This window comes from Acinetobacter sp. C32I (genome assembly GCF_023702715.1).
In the GTDB taxonomy this organism is placed as follows: domain Bacteria; phylum Pseudomonadota; class Gammaproteobacteria; order Pseudomonadales; family Moraxellaceae; genus Acinetobacter.
In genome coordinates this window covers 588,731-607,497 of record NZ_CP098480.1, presented here as the reverse complement: position 1 = coordinate 607,497, position 18,767 = coordinate 588,731, and the positions used below count along the sequence as shown (strand labels likewise).

Here is an 18,767-nt window from a genome sequence, read left to right as displayed (position 1 = left end):
AACGTTAAGGCCTCACTTGAGTAGATTGATCTTTCAATTTCCAACCATCGTCACTCCCTTGGTTCTTGAAAAAATTTAATTTATACGGATTGTGGATAGTGCATCATCCAACTTTGCTGATCATGAAACTGTACAAAGTCCCCAACCTTGACTTCTGAACCCAAGATTTCACCATGACTGGTTAAGTGATAATAGATACCATCTTCAAGTTCAGGAGGCATTTTAAAATCCAAACTGGCGTAGGCTTCACGCAAATCAAAATCAAGCTGAGTTAAACCCTCCTGTGCAACCACTTGATAATACTGTGGCAATTTCAATGCATTATTTGAATGCCATGCACCAACAAATTCATAATCAATATAAACATTCATCGATTGAGAACTGGTAATTTCAAAGGTCACTATGGGGTTTTCGGATGGATTATCTTGGATATAAGTGACATTGTTTAAGCTATTAAAATCACCCAATACCACCACGAATTTACCAGCGTCAAAATGACTATAAATGACAAAACCATATTCAATTTGATTGACTGCCACGATATTTTCAGGCTGGTGATTTACCCCCAAAATCACAATTGACTGGTTTGCGGTACTGGCATGGGTAAATGAAAATCGGCCTTTTTGTGCTTGAAAATAGGCAGAAACAGCTAAAGATCCAGCCACTTCTGCTCCTGTTTTGAGAGAACCCAACTGATCATTTCCATGGATATACGTCATACCAGATCGATCTGCGGTGGTACGCATGACCGCAGGTACAATGTCTGCATAAGAAAGAATGTCTAAGTGTTTAATTGAAAAAGAACCCAACATCATATTATTGACACAATTCATTTTAATCACCTTGCGTTATTGAGTGGCTTTTAAAGCATCCACTTATCAAATGAAAATGGACGATTGCTGATCTTCAGATATAAAAAAACTCGGCTCCTGACGGATACCGAGTTTTTAGGCAATAAAAAAGCCCACTAGATGTGAGCTTTTCAATTTGGTCGAAGTCAAATGTAATACGACCAGTATATAAAAACTATAGCCTAATTTCCGAAATAATGGAATCCCTAAGCGCGCATATTTTTGTAAGTATTTTTCCGGTATTGTTCAATCGTAGTTTCAGCCTCAAGGATGGCCGTTTCAATCGTCTGAACCATTAAGCTTTCATAACCCTTCCAGGTCTTTCTATAACTATCAACATTCATCTGATGGCGACTAATACCAGCATAAGCAAGACGCCCTTTTGCTGTATAGTTTTCCTCTAGCTCCGGATCTAACACAAAATCCAATACCATCCGTGACACTAACCAAGCCAAGTGATACATCGCAATACGCTCTGGCTCACGTTTTTTATCTTGCCCTGCTTGCTTGATGAAAAGTTCGGCCAAATGCTGACGAACATAGTCATAATCACACTTGCTTTTATGCTCAAATACAATCAGCGCTGTCACTGACTTTGCCAATTGAGTATTCATAGATGCAATTGCACCTAAACGATCTTGGTAATTTAAAGGACGTTCGCCTGTCCCACGTGTAAATGGTTCTAAACCTGGAGAGCGTAATGTTAAACCCTGCGTCAGCCATTCAAATTTTTCAAACTTTGCAATACTTATATTCATATCATCACCTAAACCGATGTCATTTCATTTTTGGCTTGATTCATATTTTCTAAAATTTAAATTTTAATAAACCAAACCTTGTATTATTTCTCAGCATTGATCGAGCGCTTATTTTTGAGTTCAAGTTTGCAGCTCATCTGCAAACATCAAACACTGCTTAAACCAACTTCAAACTCAGGTTTAATGTGTCTAGTGATATTTTTCCCTAACTTCCACAAGCTTCATTGCCTGATAAATTTCTTCAAATCGCGTTTTAGTACATGGTCTGGTTGCACTTTTAATTTGAGAAATATAACTATGCGCACACCCTAAAACATTTACTAAGGCTTTAGCTCGCCCTTTTTGCTCATCCAACCAAGCACTCAATATATGGATCTGATCTTCTGTGGCCTGATTCGCAATTCTTTCAAGTCGCTTTAATTCTTTTTGCGTTTTTTCTTGAGATACAAACGTTACAACATGGCTTGGTCTTGCTTTCAATCTTTGTTCATAGCTATTTTGAATTGTTGTGATTGCATTACCCTGAGCCAGCCATGCTTCAATTTCTGCATTTAAATTCTGTTTAATATGCATATTTGGGTTGATTAGCTTGTTCATACCGCACCTCTAGCATCTAACCTAATGGATAGACCCATTATATTAGCAAACTAATATTAATTCAATAAGAATACTAATTTGACTTCACATTAGCTTGCTAATATTCTTAATTTATTGATTTAAGGTGTATTAAAATGCTTAAAGATCGGCTCAAAGAAGCAAGAAAAAAAGCCAAAAAGTCTCAAAAAGATGTGGTTGCTGCTGTAGGCATTACCCAATCCGCGCTCAGCCAGCTTGAGACAGGACTGGTCAGCTCCTCATCTCACTTACCCTCTATTGCTAATTTTCTAGGTGTAGATGCTTATTGGCTACAAACGGGTCTTGGCAGTGCTATGCCAAAAGAATCAGGTCATGATGATATTTTGAATATTACTCCGGTAAAAGCCAATATGGCGCCGGTGTTGTCCTGGGTGCAAGCTGGTGTGTTTACCAATGTTGAATCGGTGGATATCACACAGATTGAAGAATGGCTGCCCCTACCTGATGATTGTGATGACTGCTTTTATTTAAAAGTACAAGGTCTGAGTAATTATCCTGTCTTTCATGAGGGTGATTACATCTTGGTTGACCCTACCGTGCAATATAGTGATATGCAATCAGGTGACATGATTGTGGTGAGAAAGCATGAAGATGCAACATTTAAGCGCCTCGTCATCGAAACCGATAATTCACGCTATCTGCAAGCACTGAATCCAGAATTCAAACCCAACATCATTCCCCTAGATGAAGAATGTATTTTTGTTGGTGAAGTGGTCGACTCCATTCGCTATATATACCAATCCAAACGCCGGTCGAAGATCAAACATAGCTAATGGATAAAGACCTGTTTATTAATATTCTTATTTAAAACTAATATTAGCATCTTAATTATTTAGAACAGCAAACGCATATAAAAAAGCCTAGATGATGATCTAGGCTTTTTTATTCAATGTGATATTACTTCGCAGCAGTTGCTTCGGTTGTAATATTTACAGTGATCTTATCACCAACATTTGGTACGTAGTTGCCGATACCAAATGCAGAACGGTTAAAGCTTGTTGTTGCATTAAAACCAATTGCAGGTACCTTCGCCATTGGATGCTCGCCTTGTTTATTCAGTACAGCATCTAATACTACAGGTTTAGTTACACCTTTAACCGTTAAATCACCTGTAATTTTGAAGTGCTTCTTGTCTTTGGTTTCTACTTTAGTACTTTTGAAGGTAATGTTTGGATATTTCGCAGCATTAAACCAAGCTTCTTCTTGGAACTCTTTATCCAAAGCAGCAACATTGGTATTTACACTGCTTAAAGGGATAGTCACTTCTACAGATGAATTTGCAGGTTTTGCATTATCAACTTTAATTGTGCCTTGAATATCAGTGAAATTTGCACTCGGTGTAGAGAAACCAAAGTGATTCCAGCTGAATACGGTCGCAGTATGCGTTGGGTCAATTTTATAGTCGACTGGCGCAGCCAATGCTACCGAACTAGCTAAAGCGACTGCTAAACCGAGGCTTAATGTTTTAAATTGCATTTTTGGTATCCTTGTTTGATATAGTGATTAGTGTATAGATCAAGTATTTTTATTCACTAGTCTTTATAAAACGATATGTTTCACCAGTGCAACAATAAAAGCGTTACAGCGCTTATCAAAAATCAATATCATAAGACCATTCGATACTGGACAATTGATCGGCAAGTTCACATGATCGATTGGTATATTCTGATTTAGATACTTCACGATAAACAACAAGGTAAAACATGACACATACAGCACAAGCACTCAGTACATCAACACCTTATCGCGTTACATTGACAGATCCTGCTGGCCATACATGGTATGCAGATGAGCCTGCAGATAAAGGTGGTCAAGATACTGCACCCAACCCAGTTCAGCTTTTACTTTCGGCTTTAGGTGCATGTACGACCATTACCTTAGAAATGTATGCCAATCACAAAGGGATTAAGCTTGATCATGTTCAGGTTGATTTAGCCTTAAATCCCAATGGTGAACCTGAATCAGGTCAAAATAATATTGAACGTAAAATTATCTTAAAAGGTGAATTTACCGAAGATCAGCATAAACGTTTATTAAAAGTAGCGGAAAGTTGCCCGATTCATAAGTTATTAACGTCAAATATTTCGATTCAGAGTGAATTAAGTATCGGCTAAGACATATAAAATATGGTCTTTATGTTAAAGGCCATATTTTATAAAAAATTAATCTTGAACTGATAATTCAGCTCCTGACAATCAAATTCTTCCAACATATTCTGAGGAATGATCTGTTTTGCTTCTGGGCTTATAATCATATAAATTAAGTCATACCAATTCACTTCACTTTTGTCATCTGGACAGTAGAAAAGCCCCTGTTTCTGGTCCAATTTAATATATTTTTCATCGACACTTCTTAACTCATAGCCATACTTATTGGTTAAAAGCATGTTAACCAGTTCTATAATTTTGGTCTTATACTGCGGAAAAAACTCTGGTTTTTCAAAATTATGAACCATATCCAAGCTTGCGATCTTCAAAAAATGTGTTTCATACGTATCAATACAATTGACGCCAAAGACCCGCCAACTAGATAAATTTTCAACGTCGTTCAAACTCTGAATTAAACTGTCTGTATATTTAAATATATGATATTTATATAGATTCTGTTTTTGGTCTTCTGTGCAAAGAATTTCTGTATCAAAACCTATATCAAGTTCAGCCATGGTACTTTGTTCGAATAAAGCTTCTCTAAGTTTTAAACGCCAGTCATCACACTCAAAATAATAAGTCTGGTTAGCAGCGATTCTACAAATTATTGAATATAAATGTGGGTGTATGTAATTCATAATAATTTTTATTCACCTATAAAACCAAAGAGTATTTCATAATTTCTTTAACTTTTTATCACTATTTTTTTAAGAAGCTCAATTCACCTATGTAAAAAAGCGCCCTTAATCAGAGCGCTTTTTTATACCACTTAATTTGATTAAGCAGTCAATTCTTTAACCGCAGCAACAACCGCTTCAGTGGTGATACCGAAGAATTGGAACAAGTCTTTTGCTGGAGCAGATTCGCCATAAGTCGTCATACCGATCACTTTGCCGTCTAAACCAACAAACTTCCACCAGTAATCTACATGAGCCGCTTCAACCGCTACACGTGCACGGATATGCGCAGGCAATACCGCTTCACGATACGCAGCATCTTGCTTCATAAACTCTTCAGCACATGGCATAGACACTACACGCACACCTTCAAGTTGTGCATATGCTTCCATTGCCAATGAAACTTCTGAACCTGTTGCAATGATGATTGCCTTCAATTCACCTTTCTCTTCAGCAAGTACATAACCACCTTTTGCAACGTTTTGAATTTGAGCTTCATTACGCGCTTGGAATGGCAAGTTTTGACGAGAGAAAATTAATGCTGATGGACCATCTTTACGTTGAAGAGCAGATTTCCAAGAAACAGCTGCTTCAACTGTGTCGCATGGACGCCAAGTATTTAAGTTTGGTGTACCACGTAATGATGCAATTTGTTCGATTGGTTGATGCGTAGGACCATCTTCACCTAAACCGATCGAGTCATGCGTATAAACATGAATCACACGTTGCTTCATTAATGCTGACATACGTACTGCATTACGTGCATATTCCATAAACATCAAGAATGTTGCAACGTAAGGAACAAAGCCACCGTGTAAAGCCACGCCGTTTGCAATTGCAGTCATACCGAATTCGCGAACGCCGTAATACACGTAGTTGCCCGCTGGGTTTTCTTGTACGCCTTGGCAACCTTTCCAAAGTGTTAAGTTAGAACCTGCCAAGTCAGCAGAACCACCCAATAATTCAGGAAGTAATGGACCGAATGCCTGTAAAGTATTTTGGCTTGCTTTACGTGTAGCAATGGTTTCAGCTTTAGCATTAGTTTCAGCAATAAATGCATCTGCTTGCGCCGCAAATTCAGCAGGTAAATCGCCATTGATACGACGTAATAATTCAGCTGCTTCAGTTGGATATTTTGCTTGGTATTGAGCAAACAATTCATTCCAAGCTGCTTCAGAAGTTTGACCTTTTGCTTTTGCATCCCAAGCTGCATAAACATCTGCAGGGATAACAAATGAATCTTCTTTCCAGCCTAATGCTTCACGGGTTAAAACGATTTCGTCTTTACCCAATGGCGCACCGTGACAATCTTCTTTACCTTGTTTATTTGGCGAACCTAGACCAATAATCGTTTTACAGATGATAATGGTTGGTTTATTGGTTTCAGCTTTCGCTTCTACAGTCGCTTGACGGATTGCAGCAGCATCATGACCGTCTACACGAAGAACTTGCCAACCATACGCCTTGAAACGTTGTTCAGTATCATCGCTGAACCAACCTTCAACTTCACCATCGATCGAGATGCCATTGTCGTCATAGTACGCAATAAGTTTACCAAGACCCAAAGTACCTGCAAGTGAACATACTTCGTGAGAAATACCTTCCATCAAGCAGCCATCACCTAAGAAGCAGTAAGTGAAGTGATCAACAACATTTAAACCGTCTTTGTTGAACTGAGCTGCCAAAGTTTTTTCAGCTAATGCAAAACCAACTGCATTTGCAATACCCTGACCTAATGGGCCAGTTGTTGTTTCAATACCAGGCGCATAGCCATATTCTGGGTGACCTGGTGTTTTAGAATGTAATTGACGGAATTGTTTTAAATCTTCAATAGATAACTCATAACCAGTCAAATGCAATAATGCGTATTGCAACATTGAACCATGACCATTCGACAATACGAAACGGTCGCGGTTCGCCCATTGTGGGTTCGTCGGGTTATGATTTAAAAATTCACGCCAAACAACATCAGCGATATCTGCCATCCCCATTGGTGCACCTGGATGCCCTGAGTTTGCTTGTTGCACAGCATCCATTGCCAAGACACGAATTGCGTTTGCAATACGACGTTCATTTAAAGGGGTTGTCATAAGTTAGAATCCGATTAAATCAAATAAGATGAGAGAAGATGAGAAACCATCTTTCAAAAGATGCGACTATTGTCTTAAAAAAACGACAGTGGGTAAAGTGCAATACACGATATTTCTTATTTTTCGCTGATTCATCTGTCATTCTATGTGTAAATGTTCATGTGATAAGCAGAATGTAAACGATAGCTAAACGATTCAGTGACCAAATTACAGATTTATTCATATAAAAAGGCATTAATATCAGTTTCACTGATACACATATCAATAAAAACATAATGAAAATGAAATAAATTCATGCTTTTTAGTCAGCTTGTGCTAGTCCTATCCGCCAAGTCGATGTAACATACTCTGTCTTTTTGAAAATACCAATGATAGGACGTTCATGCGCGAGTATGCTGTTTTTACTTCAGAATCTGTAAGCGAAGGTCATCCAGACAAAATGGCTGACCAAATTAGCGATGCAATTTTAGATGCAATCCTAAAAGAAGACCCGTATGCGCGTGTCGCTTGTGAAACATTAGTAAAAACAGGTGCGGTTGTTCTTGCTGGTGAAATCACAACAACAGCAAATGTGGACTTTGAAGCGATTGTACGTCAAACCGTTAATGGAATTGGCTATCACCATTCTGATTTAGGTTTTGATGGTTCGACTTGTGCCGTCATCAACATGATCGGTAAACAATCTCCTGAAATTGCACAAGGTGTTGACCGCCAAAAGCCAGAAGATCAAGGTGCGGGTGACCAAGGTTTAATGTTTGGTTATGCAAGCCGTGAGACAGATGTACTCATGCCTGCCCCAATCTCTTATGCGCACCGTTTAATGGAGCGTCAAGCAGAATTACGCCGTTCAGGTGCCTTACCTTGGTTGCGCCCTGATGCGAAGAGCCAAGTAACATTTGCTTATGAAAATGGCAAACCTGTTCGTTTAGATGCAGTTGTGTTATCAACCCAACACGATCCTGAAATCTCTCAAATTCAGCTTAAAGAAGCGATTATTGAAGAGATCGTTAAACCGATCATCCCTGCTGAAATGTTCCATGCAGGTACTAAATTCCATATCAACCCAACAGGTATGTTTGTAATTGGCGGCCCTGTAGGTGACTGTGGTTTAACTGGTCGTAAAATTATTGTAGATACTTATGGCGGTATGGCACGTCATGGTGGTGGTGCTTTCTCTGGTAAAGATCCATCGAAAGTAGACCGCTCTGCTGCTTATGCGGGTCGTTATGTGGCAAAAAATATTGTTGCTGCTGGTTTAGCTGATAAATGTGAAATCCAAGTGAGTTATGCAATCGGTGTTGCAGAGCCAACCTCGATTTCTATTAATACTTTCAATACAGGTAAAGTATCAGATGAGTTGATTATTCAACTGGTACGTGAACACTTTGACTTACGCCCGTATGGTATTACACGTATGTTGAACCTGATCCAACCAATGTATAAGCAAACTGCAGCTTATGGTCACTTTGGCCGTGAAGGTTCTGATTCTGCATTTACGTGGGAAAAAACCGATAAAGTTGAAATTCTTAAAGATGCTGCCGGATTGTAATCCACACTGCTCTTTCGTAAAAAAGCTCGCATTTGCGAGCTTTTTTATTACCCCTAACATCCATCATTTATTCGAATTGGTATTATCTTGCTTAAACATTTCAAAAAGTGAATTACTTTGAACTGGCTGATCTTCTTGGTGATGTTGCGTATACAAATGTGCAAGCTTAATAACCACGACAACTGCCAGACAGGCCGCTACACAGAACATCCACATACCATACGGACTGCGGATATGATGAGAGCCACAGTGTGGACACTCTTTATCAGTTGATGCGACGACCTTGTCACAACATGCACAATGATATTGATATAACATCATGAATTCCTCCTACCACTTATTTTTTATTTTCTTTTTACAACAATTTCATATGTCGCACTTTTATCCTATGAAAAAAAAACCAAGAATTCAATCTAGTTTTCTGACCTACCCATTCAAATTAACAATTTTTTATGACAATTTGATTAGAATTTTGATTTTAAGCAAATTCTTAAGTGCTTAATATTATTTTGATCTTTCACGTAATTTGCTAAAATAAACTTTTGCATGTTATGGAATACATCATGACTCAATTAATTAATAAAGGTGGATTTCGCGAACGGGCAAATCGCAGTCGAAAGTATAAACAATCAGAAAATCAGATTACGACGCTGCAACCGAGTCATTACCAACCTCAAAGCAAAGAAGCCAACTTAGCTGCTACGTCCGAGCCCACACACAACTCTCAAAACCCAAAAGATCAGCCATAAAAAAAAGCACACTTGATCAAGTGTGCTTTTTGAAGAAAATTAAAATTAATTCACATCCTTAAATTCAATTTTCTTTTGGTCAGGTTTTACTTCACGTGCTTCACCATCAATAATGGTTGAGTCTCGATACTGACCACCACCTTGTTGATTCTGCATATCCTGCATCTGACGCATTAGGTCAGCAAATGGGTTCTGCCCTGCAGCACCACCAGCGCCCATACCCCCCATCATTTTATCCATCATGGCTTGCTGACGTTTGGCCATGGTTTTCATCAATGCATTACGAAACGCCGTTTGAACAGGTGGAATTAAAACCAACACGGCCAATACATCAGAAATTAAACCAGGCACCATCAACAAGAAACCAGACATCGCTAGCGCCAATTTCTTGGTTACGGCCGGATCACCACCTAATTGGCCCGTCATCTGCATTTGCTGTAATTGAGGCATAATACTCGACGTGCTTGAACGAACCATATTCAAGCCAATGAAGAATGCGATAATGAACCAGAAAAAGACATACCACATACTTCCAACGAGGTCACCCACGCCAATCCAGACCAAAACTTCAGCAATTGTGCCAAATACCACGATAAGAAGTAGATTCATGTCAAATCTCGAAAATTAGAACCTTGTGCAATCTTGAACAATCAAGCCTGACACAACAAATAAAATAAACTCAATAAACTAATTGATGGGTACATTTCTCAATTTATCAAGTCTTATACGCTAGCTTATATAAAAAAGCTCCCAATCAAACCTAATCTAATTGAGAGCTTTAACAGCCTTTAACGATTAGCCACAAGTCGCTTGGACAATCTTTTTAGACTGAGGGTCAATGGTTACAGTTACACGATTTTCACGATAATCCATGGTAACAGGTTGGTTTGGTCCAACACTGCGAACAATCTCAGACTTGGTTTTTTGTTTGATTTGCTCTTCGCTTAATCCAGACTGACCGATTAATTTTGTCGCTTCATCTGCTAGGCATTTGGGCTGGCTTGCGCGGAATAATTCCCACTCCTCGACCACTTGCCCATTTGGTAATTTACAGTAGCCAACTTGACCATTGGCTTCATTTTTAATTTCTAACTGGCCACCTTGCTCTACACAATATTTGCTTGCAGGGTTTGCCATACCAATTTTCGGTGGCGTCATATCTTTATTTGGTGTTGCTGAACACGCTGCCAATGAGGCTACAATTGCACCTAAAAGTAAGATCTTTTTCATGATTTGAATTCTGATAAAGTGAAAAGGCAAAGATAACAAAATAATTTCGATTATTATGTCTATGATTTGAAACAGGAAGCAATCTTATGCACTTTAATTTATTATTTTTTAAAAGCACTCACAAGCTTCTTAAATACATTCATTTTCGGTCTGTTGATCAGACTATCATCTTGCTTATCTGCTATCCGTCTTAAGCGGTATTTCATCTCCTGCGCTATTTCTTCATTCTCACTTTGTGCATACAACTTTAATAACGCCATCGCTTCTTCTGTACCAATATCTGCTAAAGCATGACTAAACCATTTTGCGATCACCCCATCAGCAGAAGCCGTATACTCAAACCGTTTAAAACTTTGCTCAAGAACCTTTGCAACAATAGCCACACTTGATGGATGAGCAATATTTTGCAACTCTTTTGTTATCATTTGATGCTGGTAATGCCCATCTAACAATAATAATTGATTTAACGCCGAAATTTTGGTCTCTTGATTTTCTATCTTAAATGCCAAATCAGCCACAAACTCAAGCATATCGGCATCACTTTGCTGAACGCCACGCTCAAACATGTCCATCAAATAGGTTAGTTTATTTTCATCAGCAATATTCACACTCCCCCAGAATGCATCTACTTTTGCATAATAATCCAAAACCGAATCCCCCTTTGAAATACTCTTCATGATTACTGAATAATAATAAACTCCAACCGAATCGCCTCATCGACCAAATAGTGCGCTTTAATCAGATAAAAATAAGGTCTCGTATCGATCCACTCATCCATTTCCATAATGGCCTGCGTGTACCCCGTCGCTGCTGAAAAATCTTTGACTTGTATAATATCCATGGACTTCATCCTTTTTTATTTAGCCTAACATATTATATCCATTCATATATAGAATAAAATAAAGCCTAATCAGTCAGTTGTCGTGACTTTTGATTAGACCGTGTTTCATACAACTTTTTCATTAGAGACTAGAAAAAATGCCTCACATTGAAGAGACATTTTCGCCAAAACAAAAACACGAATTAAAACGATACCATTTTCCCGGGGTTCAGCATTCCTGTAACACCATACCACCCTTTAGACATTGGAATTGCCAACGGTGCCAGTAAGCGACCAAATAAAATATCGCTGTGCTGAATTTGGGTCAGCATTGCATAGTCGGCATTCTGAGCAGAAAAATCATCTGCAATTGCCTTACCAATCCGTACCGTTTGTGCAACACCGTGTCCACTCCAACCATGTACTGCATAAATAGGAAACTTCTGGCCAAATTTTCGGTTATCCGTTGCACCATTCATAGTCAAGTCACTGACCCCACTCCAACAGAAATCCATCTCAACATTCTCCAGTTGAGGGAAAACTTTGTAAATACGCCCAAGTAAGTACTGATTCATCTTGGCAGAAGACCAACTTGTTCCTGTTCCTTGCCCGCCGAACAGTAAACGGTTTTTGGAGACTCCACGATAGTAATCAATCTGTAATTGCGTATCGTAAACCGGATGATCTTGTGGCAACAACTCCGTTAATGGCTGTTGTAAAGGTGCGGTAACCGCAATATAAGTATGAAATGGGATAGCTGTTTGCTTCTTCTCAGGAAGCAACTTAAATGCATTATGATGTACTGCAATGACCACACTTTTACGTGCTTTAATCACGCCCGATGCTGTCTGTACATAAACACCATCTGCCTGCTCAGTGATCGACAACACTTCAGTTTGTTCAAACACCTGCCCGCCATTCTGACAGAAGCCATGCACCAGAGCACGGTTAAGTGCCAATGGATGAATATGGCCACCCAAGTTATCAACTAAGCCGCCCTTATAAAGATCAGATTTGATTAAAGCCTTAAGCTCGTACTCACCAACAACCTGCGTATGATCTTCACCCAAATATTTTCTGGCATCGGCACCTTGAGTCAAGGCAATCAAATGCCCCTCATGTACCGCAGCAGTAATATGTCCACGTTTACGTGCTAAGTTAACATCATATTTTGCTGCAATTTGATCAATTAAAGACATCGCCTCAGTAGAAGTAAAATGCCAAAGTCTCTTGGCATCTTCATAACTAAAGCGCTTAATCATCTCCTCTGCTTCCCAGCGTGCTAGACCAGGTGTGAGCTGCCCACCATTTCGGCCTGAAGCGGCTGAACCGATTCGGTTCTTCTCAACTAAAATGGTATCCACACCTTGTTCAGCCAAATGCAATGCTGTTGAAGCACCTAATAATCCACCACCGATTACCACAACATCACAGACTTGATCTGAATTGAGCGCATCAAAACAATGCCAGTCCGCTAATGAGCTTTCATAATAGTTTGCAGGATGATCAAATTGACCGTGTTTCGGATTAAACCAACTCCACTCATTCGAATTTTTATATGCTTTACTTTCTTTAAAAACAACATCATCTAAATGCGCTGGCTTTTTTATACCGCTATACATTTGAAATTCACCTAAAACAATTACTTACCGATTAATTGTTATAGTTTATCGCAAAAAAAATGAGCAATAAAACCAGAATCTTTCAATAATTTTGATAGGTCAATTAACTAAATATCTTTATTTATTTATTGATTTATAAGTCCAACCAGCAATGCAATATCTTAAAACTGTCAATAAAAGTTAGCCATGAACATTAAAAAAGCACCCGAAGGTGCTTTTCTCTCTTATAGGCTGGTTGCAATCAAGACCACAAAGCTGAATAACAACGTACCTAAAGATCTTTTACAATGTACATGAACTTCTTGCTCAAACCCTTGAGCATACGGCTCCAAGTTTTCCATAACTCTAACGCTCATTAAATGTACTACACTTGTTAATTTGCCTAATAAATTAACAAGAATAAATTAGCAAAAAGTCGTATATCTGACTAGTGCAATTTTTCAACCAGATGGTGAATTTATGACAAAAAATGGCAGTTTATTCAGAAAATTTCAAAATAAACCGAATTATACAAAAGGAGAACATGTAGAAAGGACAGCTATAAAAAAAGCCCATCAATCGTGAGCTTTTTTTATTTACGGATCTAAGATTATTGGATCACAGTAATTTGAGTAGCTTGAGGTCCTTTTTTGCCTTCACCTAAAATAAATGAAACACGTTGACCTTCTTTTAAAACCTTGAAGCCAGAGCTTTGAATTTCACTGAAATGAGCAAAAACATCTTGTCCAGAATCTGCATGAATAAAGCCAAAACCTTTAGTTTCGTTAAACCACTTAACAGTACCAGTAACTGTATCAGACATATACTTAAACCTATATTTAAAAAATTGGGGCGCTTAGCAGCAAGCAACTTGGAATCATAAACTTTGAAAGGAAATCTGATAAAACGAAAGGTTTGTCTAAAACTACGAGATCAAAGATTTTCTGAATCAACAGTGTTATTCTTCTAGTCGGTTTTACTATACACGACTTTACATTTTTCACGCAATCTCTATCTTTTCCAGTTGGCTTAAATGATGTTTTTCAGCAAATAATTTGGCCAAGATGAGTGAATGGTACTATTTTTTTATCTTAAGATTCATATAGTTAAAATATTTTATTTTATCCAACATTCAAAATTCTGCTTTTTATATAAATTTTTAACATATTATTTCATTTCCCTTTGCTCGCAAATATCCATCACTCCCTAACGATTTCAGGTTTTTTCAGGCACAAAAAAAGCCCACAGATTGTGAGCTTTTTTTTCACTGGTCTAAAGTAATTAGATAACAGTAATTAGAGTTGCTTGTGGTCCTTTTTTACCTTGACCAAGAACAAACGAAACGCGTTGGCCTTCATTCAATACTTTGAAGCCCTTGCTTTGGATTTCGCTGAAATGAGCAAAAACGTCTTCGCCAGAGTCAGCTTGAATAAAACCAAAACCTTTAGTTTCGTTGAACCACTTAACAGTACCAGTAACTGTATCAGACATACCTTTAAACCTTTTAAACTTTGTTCATTTATGAATTAAATCAAAACTTTTACGTTATGATTTAATACAATCTATCTGTATTAAATAGATACTACAAGTATGTGAACCATTTATGTCAATCGATAAAGTTGATTAACATCGGTATAGAAACTTTTCCCGTCTAGATTAAAGTCAATTTCCTGACCTGATTCCAACAGTACTTTCTTTCCTACTTCCACCCATTTAGAGCCATTCAGCGTATTTTGCTGACGCTTTAAAGGGATGATTCGCACACAAATCTCATTGCCATTTATGGCTTTGGCTACACGCCATTCATTAATAATTTTCAACACAAAATCACTCATTCCTGAGCTCAAGTGATCGATTTGGATTTACTATAACGCTAGATTAATTGAGAGAGGATAACTACAATTCTAGAATCTAATAATTTTTAGCTTTCTTTAGGCTTATTTCAGCTAACTTTTTGTCGTCTAATTTCTTAATTAGACAACAATTCAATAATCACAGAGCTAATATTCAATTAACTTTTAAATTGGTAGCGGGAGCTGGATTTGAACCAACGACCTTCGGGTTATGAGCCCGACGAGCTACCAGACTGCTCCATCCCGCATCAACATTTGATCATCACATCTGATCAATGAGATGCTTTATACGCCCTTAAATTAAATTATGCAAGTAAATTGCATAATTTAGCTATTCAACGAACATTTAACAATCAATTTTCTGATTTTTACGCTTTTTTAAGCATCCTAGAGCACCAATAGGTGAACAATTAAAATAAGGATATTTTACCCTTAATTAGTATTTTCTATTCCCTCCATTTTTAGGATGATAAAAAATTACCATGACTTAAAACGTATATTCAATATTTTAAGCTTACTTAAATCATCAATGTCTTCAGGAAGAGTAAATGGAGCTACAGCCCTAATTGCTTTTTCAGCAGTTTTAATCATCTCCGAATGATCACTTTCCACAATTAATTTTTCAATATTCCCCTCATCGTCCAACCAGATTCGTGCAGCAGCAATTTGGTCATGGCTATCAGCGGGTTGTTCCCAAGCTTGCATCACCTTGTTATAAACATTGAGCTTGAACCGTGAAATATTTCGGGCTTGGTTATTTTCTTTTTCAGTTTTAATCACAGTGGGCAGAACAACCACATCTGTCAGTTGGGCAAAGGTATGGCCAGTCACAGAGAGAAACCAAAGCGTTAGAAGAGTTTGGGCTAATTTCATACAATTGTTCATACTTTGATGGTTAAGGAAAGATTGTTCTTATAAAATCATTAATTTACCGATCAACTTTACAAGAAATTGAAAGTAATTTTGATGTTTTAGCTTTTGATATTAATTTGACTGACACTTGATCTGGTAAATCTGAAACCACGCTACTACTGTCAATTACACATTGGTGCTCTTTTGCAAACGTCTGAAGTCCAGCTAAATTTGAATTGGATTTAGGCGCTAAAATAAGTGCATTTTCAGAACCAATACAACAACCAACATCAACCGAAAAATGTATAACTTGGTATGCAAGAACACCAAAATTCATAAAATTCAGATTTTTATTCGCTAAATAATAACCAGTATAAGACTCGGCATCCGAAATAAACTTCTTTTTTGAAAATACACCGCTTACGAATAGTTGCTTAGTCTCCGGTAAGATCTGGTTCTCATCAGTTAAAATGCTCTTTGCTTGTTGAGCTGTTAATATTTCATCTGCATGAACATTCAATCCCGTTAATATTAATAAAGCCATTAAAGTAAGCTTTTTAGATTTATTCATTTTATTCATCTCCATTTCTAATCTGTCAGTAACCGTATAAACCCAAAATCTATTACTTACATTTTAACGAATAGTACCATTATTTTTTAACAATGACTCCTAGGATGCTCACGGCGATTAAACAGGCTGTAGATCAATTTTTATTTTGGTGATGATATCATTACCCCTAGTTTCTATTATTTTAATTGAAAGTTATTGGCCCTGAATAGTTTCAGAATTGTTCAATAAAATCACGACTCCCCAATCATTCAAAATTCTACAAAAAAATTATGCAGTAAAAAGCCCATTATGTAACAATATCATCACCCTTTCATTTATATAGTGCTGCATGTCATTAATTATTGGTATTGACCCTGGTTCACGCTTAACAGGTTATGGAATTATCGAAAAAGATGGCAATAAGCTGCGGTTTGTTGATGCAGGAACCATTCGTACTGAAACACAAGAAATGCCTGAACGTTTGAAACGTATTTTTGCGGGTATCGAACGTATCGTTAAATTTCATGGTCCAACAGAAGCAGCAGTCGAACAAGTATTCATGGCACAAAACCCCGATTCGGCTCTTAAGCTCGGTCAGGCCCGCGGCGCGGCAATTGCTGCACTGGTGAATCTAGATTTACAAGTCGCAGAATACACAGCACGTCAAATCAAGCAGTCCGTTGTCGGTTACGGCGCAGCAGAAAAAGAACAAGTACAACTCATGGTAATGCGCTTGCTTAATTTAACCATCCAACCTCAAGCGGATGCAGCAGATGCGCTTGCTGCTGCAATTTGTCATGCGCATGCGTCAGGTAGTATGAGTAAAATGGCAGTACTCAATGCATTAGGCGGTATGGCACGCGGTCGTAGCCGTTCCAGTAGTAGACGCCGTTAAACGTCTTGATTCACGACTTTATATATCATTTTTCCCATGTCATGCGCTTGTAGTCCCCTCATACCCTTTTCAGCCAGCAGATCGCCTGCCTGCGCATGTAGGCTGACGATCTCATGCAAGGCGATCTGTTGATGAAATTGAGCTTTTAAACTGGCAATCATGCCTGCCAACACATCGCCCATCCCCCCAGTGCCCATTCCCGCATTGCCTTGCGTACAAATAAATAATTGTTCTTCTAAAATTAAACTACCCGCGCCTTTTAACACCCATCGTCCTGCATAGTTTTGTTGTAACTGTTGAATGGCAGCGATACGGTCTTGTTCTATATCCGCAGCAGTACACCCCAACAGCGTTGCGGCTTCACCTGAATGTGGCGTTGCATAAAAATGCTCGTTTAATTGTTGCGGATACTTGGCCAGAAACCACAAGCCATCGGCATCAAGTACAACCTCTAAATGTGAGCTTTGCTTAAGTAAATCAAACCATTGCAAATATATCTGCTCCGCCCATTCATCTCGACCTAAGCCCATACCAAAACAGACGGCATCCACTTGGGTTAATAACAGTTGAATGGCTTGCTGATTTAAGGCATTAATGTCTCGCACCATAATATTTGGTGAACGTGCCAAAATGGCTTGATGATGTTTGGTATGACAGATCACACTGACTTTACCTGCCCCTGCATGAAACGCCGCTTCAGCCGCCATAATCACTGCACCGCCCATATCTGCATGACCACCGACAACAAGCACATGCCCATAACTACCTTTGTGACCAAAGGCTTGACGCTTGGGTAAGACGATTTTTCCCGGGGATAGATAGGCAAGTGGTTTTAAGTCTTGGTCAACTGGAATCAAACTCAGCAAATGTAGTTTCCCCACATATTGCTTAGCTTGCCCCGTAAACAAACCTGCTTTGTAGCCCAGAATGGTAAAGGTTTGATCGGCTTGTACTGCACAAGGCAAAGCTTGTCCTGTATTGGCCTGCAACCCGCTGGGAATATCGATTGAGACTTTTAAGCCTGTTTGTGCATTATACAGCTGAATAATTTCTTGCCATTTTGGATCTAGCATTCGATTGAGGCCAATGCCAAATAAAGCATCAATATGACAGTCATAAGTAGGAAGTTCTTGATGAACTGCTGTTTCTGATAATAAATAATCAACACTTTGAATATCAACTTGATGAGACTGCGCATAATCTGCGGCTTGTTTTAAATCCACGGATTGTCCGAGTTCTGTTGCAAATACCGTAATGCTAAATCCATGTTGCTTAAGAAATGCAGCACTATAATAGCCATCGCCAGCATTATTGCCCTGCCCACACCACACTGCGATTTTTTGAGTTTTATTTTGCTGAAATTGTTGTATTAACTGTTGCGTAATTGTCCAAGCCGCTTGCTGCATAAGCCCTAATGATGAGTTTTGCTGAGCAAACCAACGCTGCTCCCATGCTTGGATACTTTGGCTATGGTAAACTACAGCTTGCATGTTTTTCTCCTTATTATCG

At 38.4% G+C, this 18,767-nt stretch carries 23 protein-coding genes and 1 tRNA gene; 5 read left to right on the top strand and 19 right to left on the bottom strand.

The features are described 5' to 3' along the window. Positions 1–80: 80 nt before the first annotated feature. The 3 genes from NDN13_RS02950 to NDN13_RS02940 all read right to left on the bottom strand — a co-directional run bounded on the left by NDN13_RS02950 (position 81) and on the right by NDN13_RS02940 (position 2,206). Positions 81–833: a hypothetical protein gene (locus NDN13_RS02950; RefSeq protein WP_251117106.1), complete on the bottom strand. Its 753-nt coding sequence runs from the start codon at positions 831–833 to the stop codon at positions 81–83. 224 nt (positions 834–1,057) lie between these two features. Further along, positions 1,058–1,609 (bottom strand): hypothetical protein, encoded by a 552-nt coding sequence (locus NDN13_RS02945; RefSeq protein ID WP_251117105.1) that lies wholly within the window; start codon positions 1,607–1,609, stop codon positions 1,058–1,060. Between the two features lie 189 nt (positions 1,610–1,798). After that, positions 1,799–2,206: a hypothetical protein gene (locus NDN13_RS02940; RefSeq protein WP_251117104.1), complete on the bottom strand. Its 408-nt coding sequence runs from the start codon at positions 2,204–2,206 to the stop codon at positions 1,799–1,801. Positions 2,207–2,340: 134 nt separating this feature from the next. Between NDN13_RS02940 and NDN13_RS02935 the strand changes: the two genes are divergently transcribed. Beyond that, on the top strand, positions 2,341–3,018 hold the full coding sequence (locus NDN13_RS02935; protein ID WP_251117103.1) for a LexA family protein: 678 nt from the start codon (positions 2,341–2,343) through the stop codon (positions 3,016–3,018). A gap of 124 nt (positions 3,019–3,142) precedes the next feature. On the opposite strand, the gene NDN13_RS02930 is transcribed toward NDN13_RS02935, so the two are convergent. Further along, complete coding sequence (locus NDN13_RS02930) at positions 3,143–3,721, bottom strand: YceI family protein (protein WP_101235919.1); 579 nt, start codon at positions 3,719–3,721, stop codon at positions 3,143–3,145. 227 nt (positions 3,722–3,948) lie between these two features. Between NDN13_RS02930 and NDN13_RS02925 the strand changes: the two genes are divergently transcribed. Then, on the top strand, positions 3,949–4,359 hold the full coding sequence (locus NDN13_RS02925) for an OsmC family protein (RefSeq protein WP_251117102.1): 411 nt from the start codon (positions 3,949–3,951) through the stop codon (positions 4,357–4,359). A gap of 38 nt (positions 4,360–4,397) precedes the next feature. Here the strand turns inward: NDN13_RS02925 and NDN13_RS02920 are convergent, their stop codons facing one another. Then, on the bottom strand, positions 4,398–5,030 hold the full coding sequence (locus tag NDN13_RS02920) for a hypothetical protein (protein ID WP_251117101.1): 633 nt from the start codon (positions 5,028–5,030) through the stop codon (positions 4,398–4,400). A 140-nt stretch (positions 5,031–5,170) separates the two neighbouring features. Further along, positions 5,171–7,159 (bottom strand): transketolase, encoded by a 1,989-nt coding sequence (gene tkt, locus NDN13_RS02915; protein WP_251117100.1) that lies wholly within the window; start codon positions 7,157–7,159, stop codon positions 5,171–5,173. 382 nt (positions 7,160–7,541) lie between these two features. Between tkt and metK the strand changes: the two genes are divergently transcribed. After that, a complete protein-coding gene (gene metK / locus NDN13_RS02910; protein WP_005211901.1) occupies positions 7,542–8,708 on the top strand; it encodes a methionine adenosyltransferase in 1,167 nt (388 codons plus the stop codon). Positions 8,709–8,771: 63 nt separating this feature from the next. Here metK and NDN13_RS02905 read toward each other — a convergent pair whose 3' ends face one another. Beyond that, positions 8,772–9,029: a hypothetical protein gene (locus NDN13_RS02905; protein WP_004653110.1), complete on the bottom strand. Its 258-nt coding sequence runs from the start codon at positions 9,027–9,029 to the stop codon at positions 8,772–8,774. 242 nt (positions 9,030–9,271) lie between these two features. On the opposite strand from NDN13_RS02905, the gene NDN13_RS02900 reads away from it, so the two are divergent. Continuing rightward, on the top strand, positions 9,272–9,457 hold the full coding sequence (locus tag NDN13_RS02900) for a hypothetical protein (protein WP_251117099.1): 186 nt from the start codon (positions 9,272–9,274) through the stop codon (positions 9,455–9,457). Between the two features lie 45 nt (positions 9,458–9,502). Here NDN13_RS02900 and NDN13_RS02895 read toward each other — a convergent pair whose 3' ends face one another. The 11 genes from NDN13_RS02895 to NDN13_RS02845 form a co-directional block, all read right to left on the bottom strand. Then, positions 9,503–10,066: an FxsA family protein gene (locus NDN13_RS02895; protein WP_241272672.1), complete on the bottom strand. Its 564-nt coding sequence runs from the start codon at positions 10,064–10,066 to the stop codon at positions 9,503–9,505. A gap of 186 nt (positions 10,067–10,252) precedes the next feature. Then, a complete protein-coding gene (locus tag NDN13_RS02890; protein WP_251117098.1) occupies positions 10,253–10,687 on the bottom strand; it encodes a putative hemolysin in 435 nt (144 codons plus the stop codon). A 101-nt stretch (positions 10,688–10,788) separates the two neighbouring features. Beyond that, positions 10,789–11,364 carry a hypothetical protein gene (locus tag NDN13_RS02885; RefSeq protein WP_251117097.1) on the bottom strand — a complete coding sequence of 192 codons (576 nt, stop codon included), beginning with the start codon at positions 11,362–11,364 and terminating at the stop codon, positions 10,789–10,791. Between the two features lie 2 nt (positions 11,365–11,366). Then, the gene (locus NDN13_RS02880) at positions 11,367–11,528 is read right to left on the bottom strand and encodes a hypothetical protein (protein WP_004653106.1); all 162 of its coding nucleotides are present in this window, start codon (positions 11,526–11,528) and stop codon (positions 11,367–11,369) included. Positions 11,529–11,710: 182 nt separating this feature from the next. Then, positions 11,711–13,129, bottom strand: a complete 1,419-nt coding sequence (locus NDN13_RS02875) for an NAD(P)/FAD-dependent oxidoreductase (RefSeq protein ID WP_251117096.1) — start codon at positions 13,127–13,129, stop codon at positions 11,711–11,713. Between the two features lie 589 nt (positions 13,130–13,718). Continuing rightward, entirely contained in the window at positions 13,719–13,931 is a 213-nt protein-coding gene (locus tag NDN13_RS02870; protein ID WP_004653102.1) for a cold-shock protein, read from the bottom strand. Positions 13,932–14,389: 458 nt separating this feature from the next. Next, positions 14,390–14,599: a cold-shock protein gene (locus NDN13_RS02865; RefSeq protein ID WP_004653101.1), complete on the bottom strand. Its 210-nt coding sequence runs from the start codon at positions 14,597–14,599 to the stop codon at positions 14,390–14,392. Positions 14,600–14,709: 110 nt separating this feature from the next. Further along, positions 14,710–14,943 carry a hypothetical protein gene (locus tag NDN13_RS02860; RefSeq protein ID WP_004653100.1) on the bottom strand — a complete coding sequence of 78 codons (234 nt, stop codon included), beginning with the start codon at positions 14,941–14,943 and terminating at the stop codon, positions 14,710–14,712. Positions 14,944–15,132: 189 nt separating this feature from the next. Next, a tRNA-Met gene (locus NDN13_RS02855) sits at positions 15,133–15,209 on the bottom strand. A gap of 229 nt (positions 15,210–15,438) precedes the next feature. Continuing rightward, positions 15,439–15,834 carry a TonB C-terminal domain-containing protein gene (locus NDN13_RS02850; RefSeq protein ID WP_251117095.1) on the bottom strand — a complete coding sequence of 132 codons (396 nt, stop codon included), beginning with the start codon at positions 15,832–15,834 and terminating at the stop codon, positions 15,439–15,441. A gap of 55 nt (positions 15,835–15,889) precedes the next feature. Then, positions 15,890–16,384: a hypothetical protein gene (locus NDN13_RS02845; RefSeq protein WP_251117094.1), complete on the bottom strand. Its 495-nt coding sequence runs from the start codon at positions 16,382–16,384 to the stop codon at positions 15,890–15,892. 328 nt (positions 16,385–16,712) lie between these two features. Here NDN13_RS02845 and ruvC point away from each other — a divergent pair, with 328 nt between their 5' ends. Then, positions 16,713–17,258 carry a crossover junction endodeoxyribonuclease RuvC gene (ruvC, locus tag NDN13_RS02840; RefSeq protein ID WP_251117093.1) on the top strand — a complete coding sequence of 182 codons (546 nt, stop codon included), beginning with the start codon at positions 16,713–16,715 and terminating at the stop codon, positions 17,256–17,258. Here the strand turns inward: ruvC and NDN13_RS02835 are convergent. Further along, complete coding sequence (locus NDN13_RS02835; protein ID WP_251117092.1) at positions 17,255–18,748, bottom strand: NAD(P)H-hydrate dehydratase; 1,494 nt, start codon at positions 18,746–18,748, stop codon at positions 17,255–17,257. The genes ruvC and NDN13_RS02835 overlap by 4 nt on opposite strands. Between the last annotated feature and the right edge of the window lie 19 nt (positions 18,749–18,767).

What these genes read in the sequence shown, in the direction of transcription:
- NDN13_RS02950 (WP_251117106.1), bottom strand. Translation starts at nt 833, where the DNA reads ATGAATTGTGTCAATAATATGATGTTGGGTTCTTTTTCAATTAAACAC.
- NDN13_RS02945 (WP_251117105.1), bottom strand. Translation starts at nt 1,609, where the DNA reads ATGAATATAAGTATTGCAAAGTTTGAAAAATTTGAATGGCTGACGCAG.
- NDN13_RS02940 (WP_251117104.1), bottom strand. Translation starts at nt 2,206, where the DNA reads ATGAACAAGCTAATCAACCCAAATATGCATATTAAACAGAATTTAAAT.
- NDN13_RS02935 (WP_251117103.1), top strand. Translation starts at nt 2,341, where the DNA reads ATGCTTAAAGATCGGCTCAAAGAAGCAAGAAAAAAAGCCAAAAAGTCT.
- NDN13_RS02930 (WP_101235919.1), bottom strand. Translation starts at nt 3,721, where the DNA reads ATGCAATTTAAAACATTAAGCCTCGGTTTAGCAGTCGCTTTAGCTAGT.
- NDN13_RS02925 (WP_251117102.1), top strand. Translation starts at nt 3,949, where the DNA reads ATGACACATACAGCACAAGCACTCAGTACATCAACACCTTATCGCGTT.
- NDN13_RS02920 (WP_251117101.1), bottom strand. Translation starts at nt 5,030, where the DNA reads ATGAATTACATACACCCACATTTATATTCAATAATTTGTAGAATCGCT.
- tkt (WP_251117100.1), bottom strand. Translation starts at nt 7,159, where the DNA reads ATGACAACCCCTTTAAATGAACGTCGTATTGCAAACGCAATTCGTGTC.
- metK (WP_005211901.1), top strand. Translation starts at nt 7,542, where the DNA reads ATGCGCGAGTATGCTGTTTTTACTTCAGAATCTGTAAGCGAAGGTCAT.
- NDN13_RS02905 (WP_004653110.1), bottom strand. Translation starts at nt 9,029, where the DNA reads ATGATGTTATATCAATATCATTGTGCATGTTGTGACAAGGTCGTCGCA.
- NDN13_RS02900 (WP_251117099.1), top strand. Translation starts at nt 9,272, where the DNA reads ATGACTCAATTAATTAATAAAGGTGGATTTCGCGAACGGGCAAATCGC.
- NDN13_RS02895 (WP_241272672.1), bottom strand. Translation starts at nt 10,066, where the DNA reads ATGAATCTACTTCTTATCGTGGTATTTGGCACAATTGCTGAAGTTTTG.
- NDN13_RS02890 (WP_251117098.1), bottom strand. Translation starts at nt 10,687, where the DNA reads ATGAAAAAGATCTTACTTTTAGGTGCAATTGTAGCCTCATTGGCAGCG.
- NDN13_RS02885 (WP_251117097.1), bottom strand. Translation starts at nt 11,364, where the DNA reads ATGAAGAGTATTTCAAAGGGGGATTCGGTTTTGGATTATTATGCAAAA.
- NDN13_RS02880 (WP_004653106.1), bottom strand. Translation starts at nt 11,528, where the DNA reads ATGGATATTATACAAGTCAAAGATTTTTCAGCAGCGACGGGGTACACG.
- NDN13_RS02875 (WP_251117096.1), bottom strand. Translation starts at nt 13,129, where the DNA reads ATGTATAGCGGTATAAAAAAGCCAGCGCATTTAGATGATGTTGTTTTT.
- NDN13_RS02870 (WP_004653102.1), bottom strand. Translation starts at nt 13,931, where the DNA reads ATGTCTGATACAGTTACTGGTACTGTTAAGTGGTTTAACGAAACTAAA.
- NDN13_RS02865 (WP_004653101.1), bottom strand. Translation starts at nt 14,599, where the DNA reads ATGTCTGATACAGTTACTGGTACTGTTAAGTGGTTCAACGAAACTAAA.
- NDN13_RS02860 (WP_004653100.1), bottom strand. Translation starts at nt 14,943, where the DNA reads ATGAGTGATTTTGTGTTGAAAATTATTAATGAATGGCGTGTAGCCAAA.
- NDN13_RS02850 (WP_251117095.1), bottom strand. Translation starts at nt 15,834, where the DNA reads ATGAAATTAGCCCAAACTCTTCTAACGCTTTGGTTTCTCTCTGTGACT.
- NDN13_RS02845 (WP_251117094.1), bottom strand. Translation starts at nt 16,384, where the DNA reads ATGAATAAATCTAAAAAGCTTACTTTAATGGCTTTATTAATATTAACG.
- ruvC (WP_251117093.1), top strand. Translation starts at nt 16,713, where the DNA reads ATGTCATTAATTATTGGTATTGACCCTGGTTCACGCTTAACAGGTTAT.
- NDN13_RS02835 (WP_251117092.1), bottom strand. Translation starts at nt 18,748, where the DNA reads ATGCAAGCTGTAGTTTACCATAGCCAAAGTATCCAAGCATGGGAGCAG.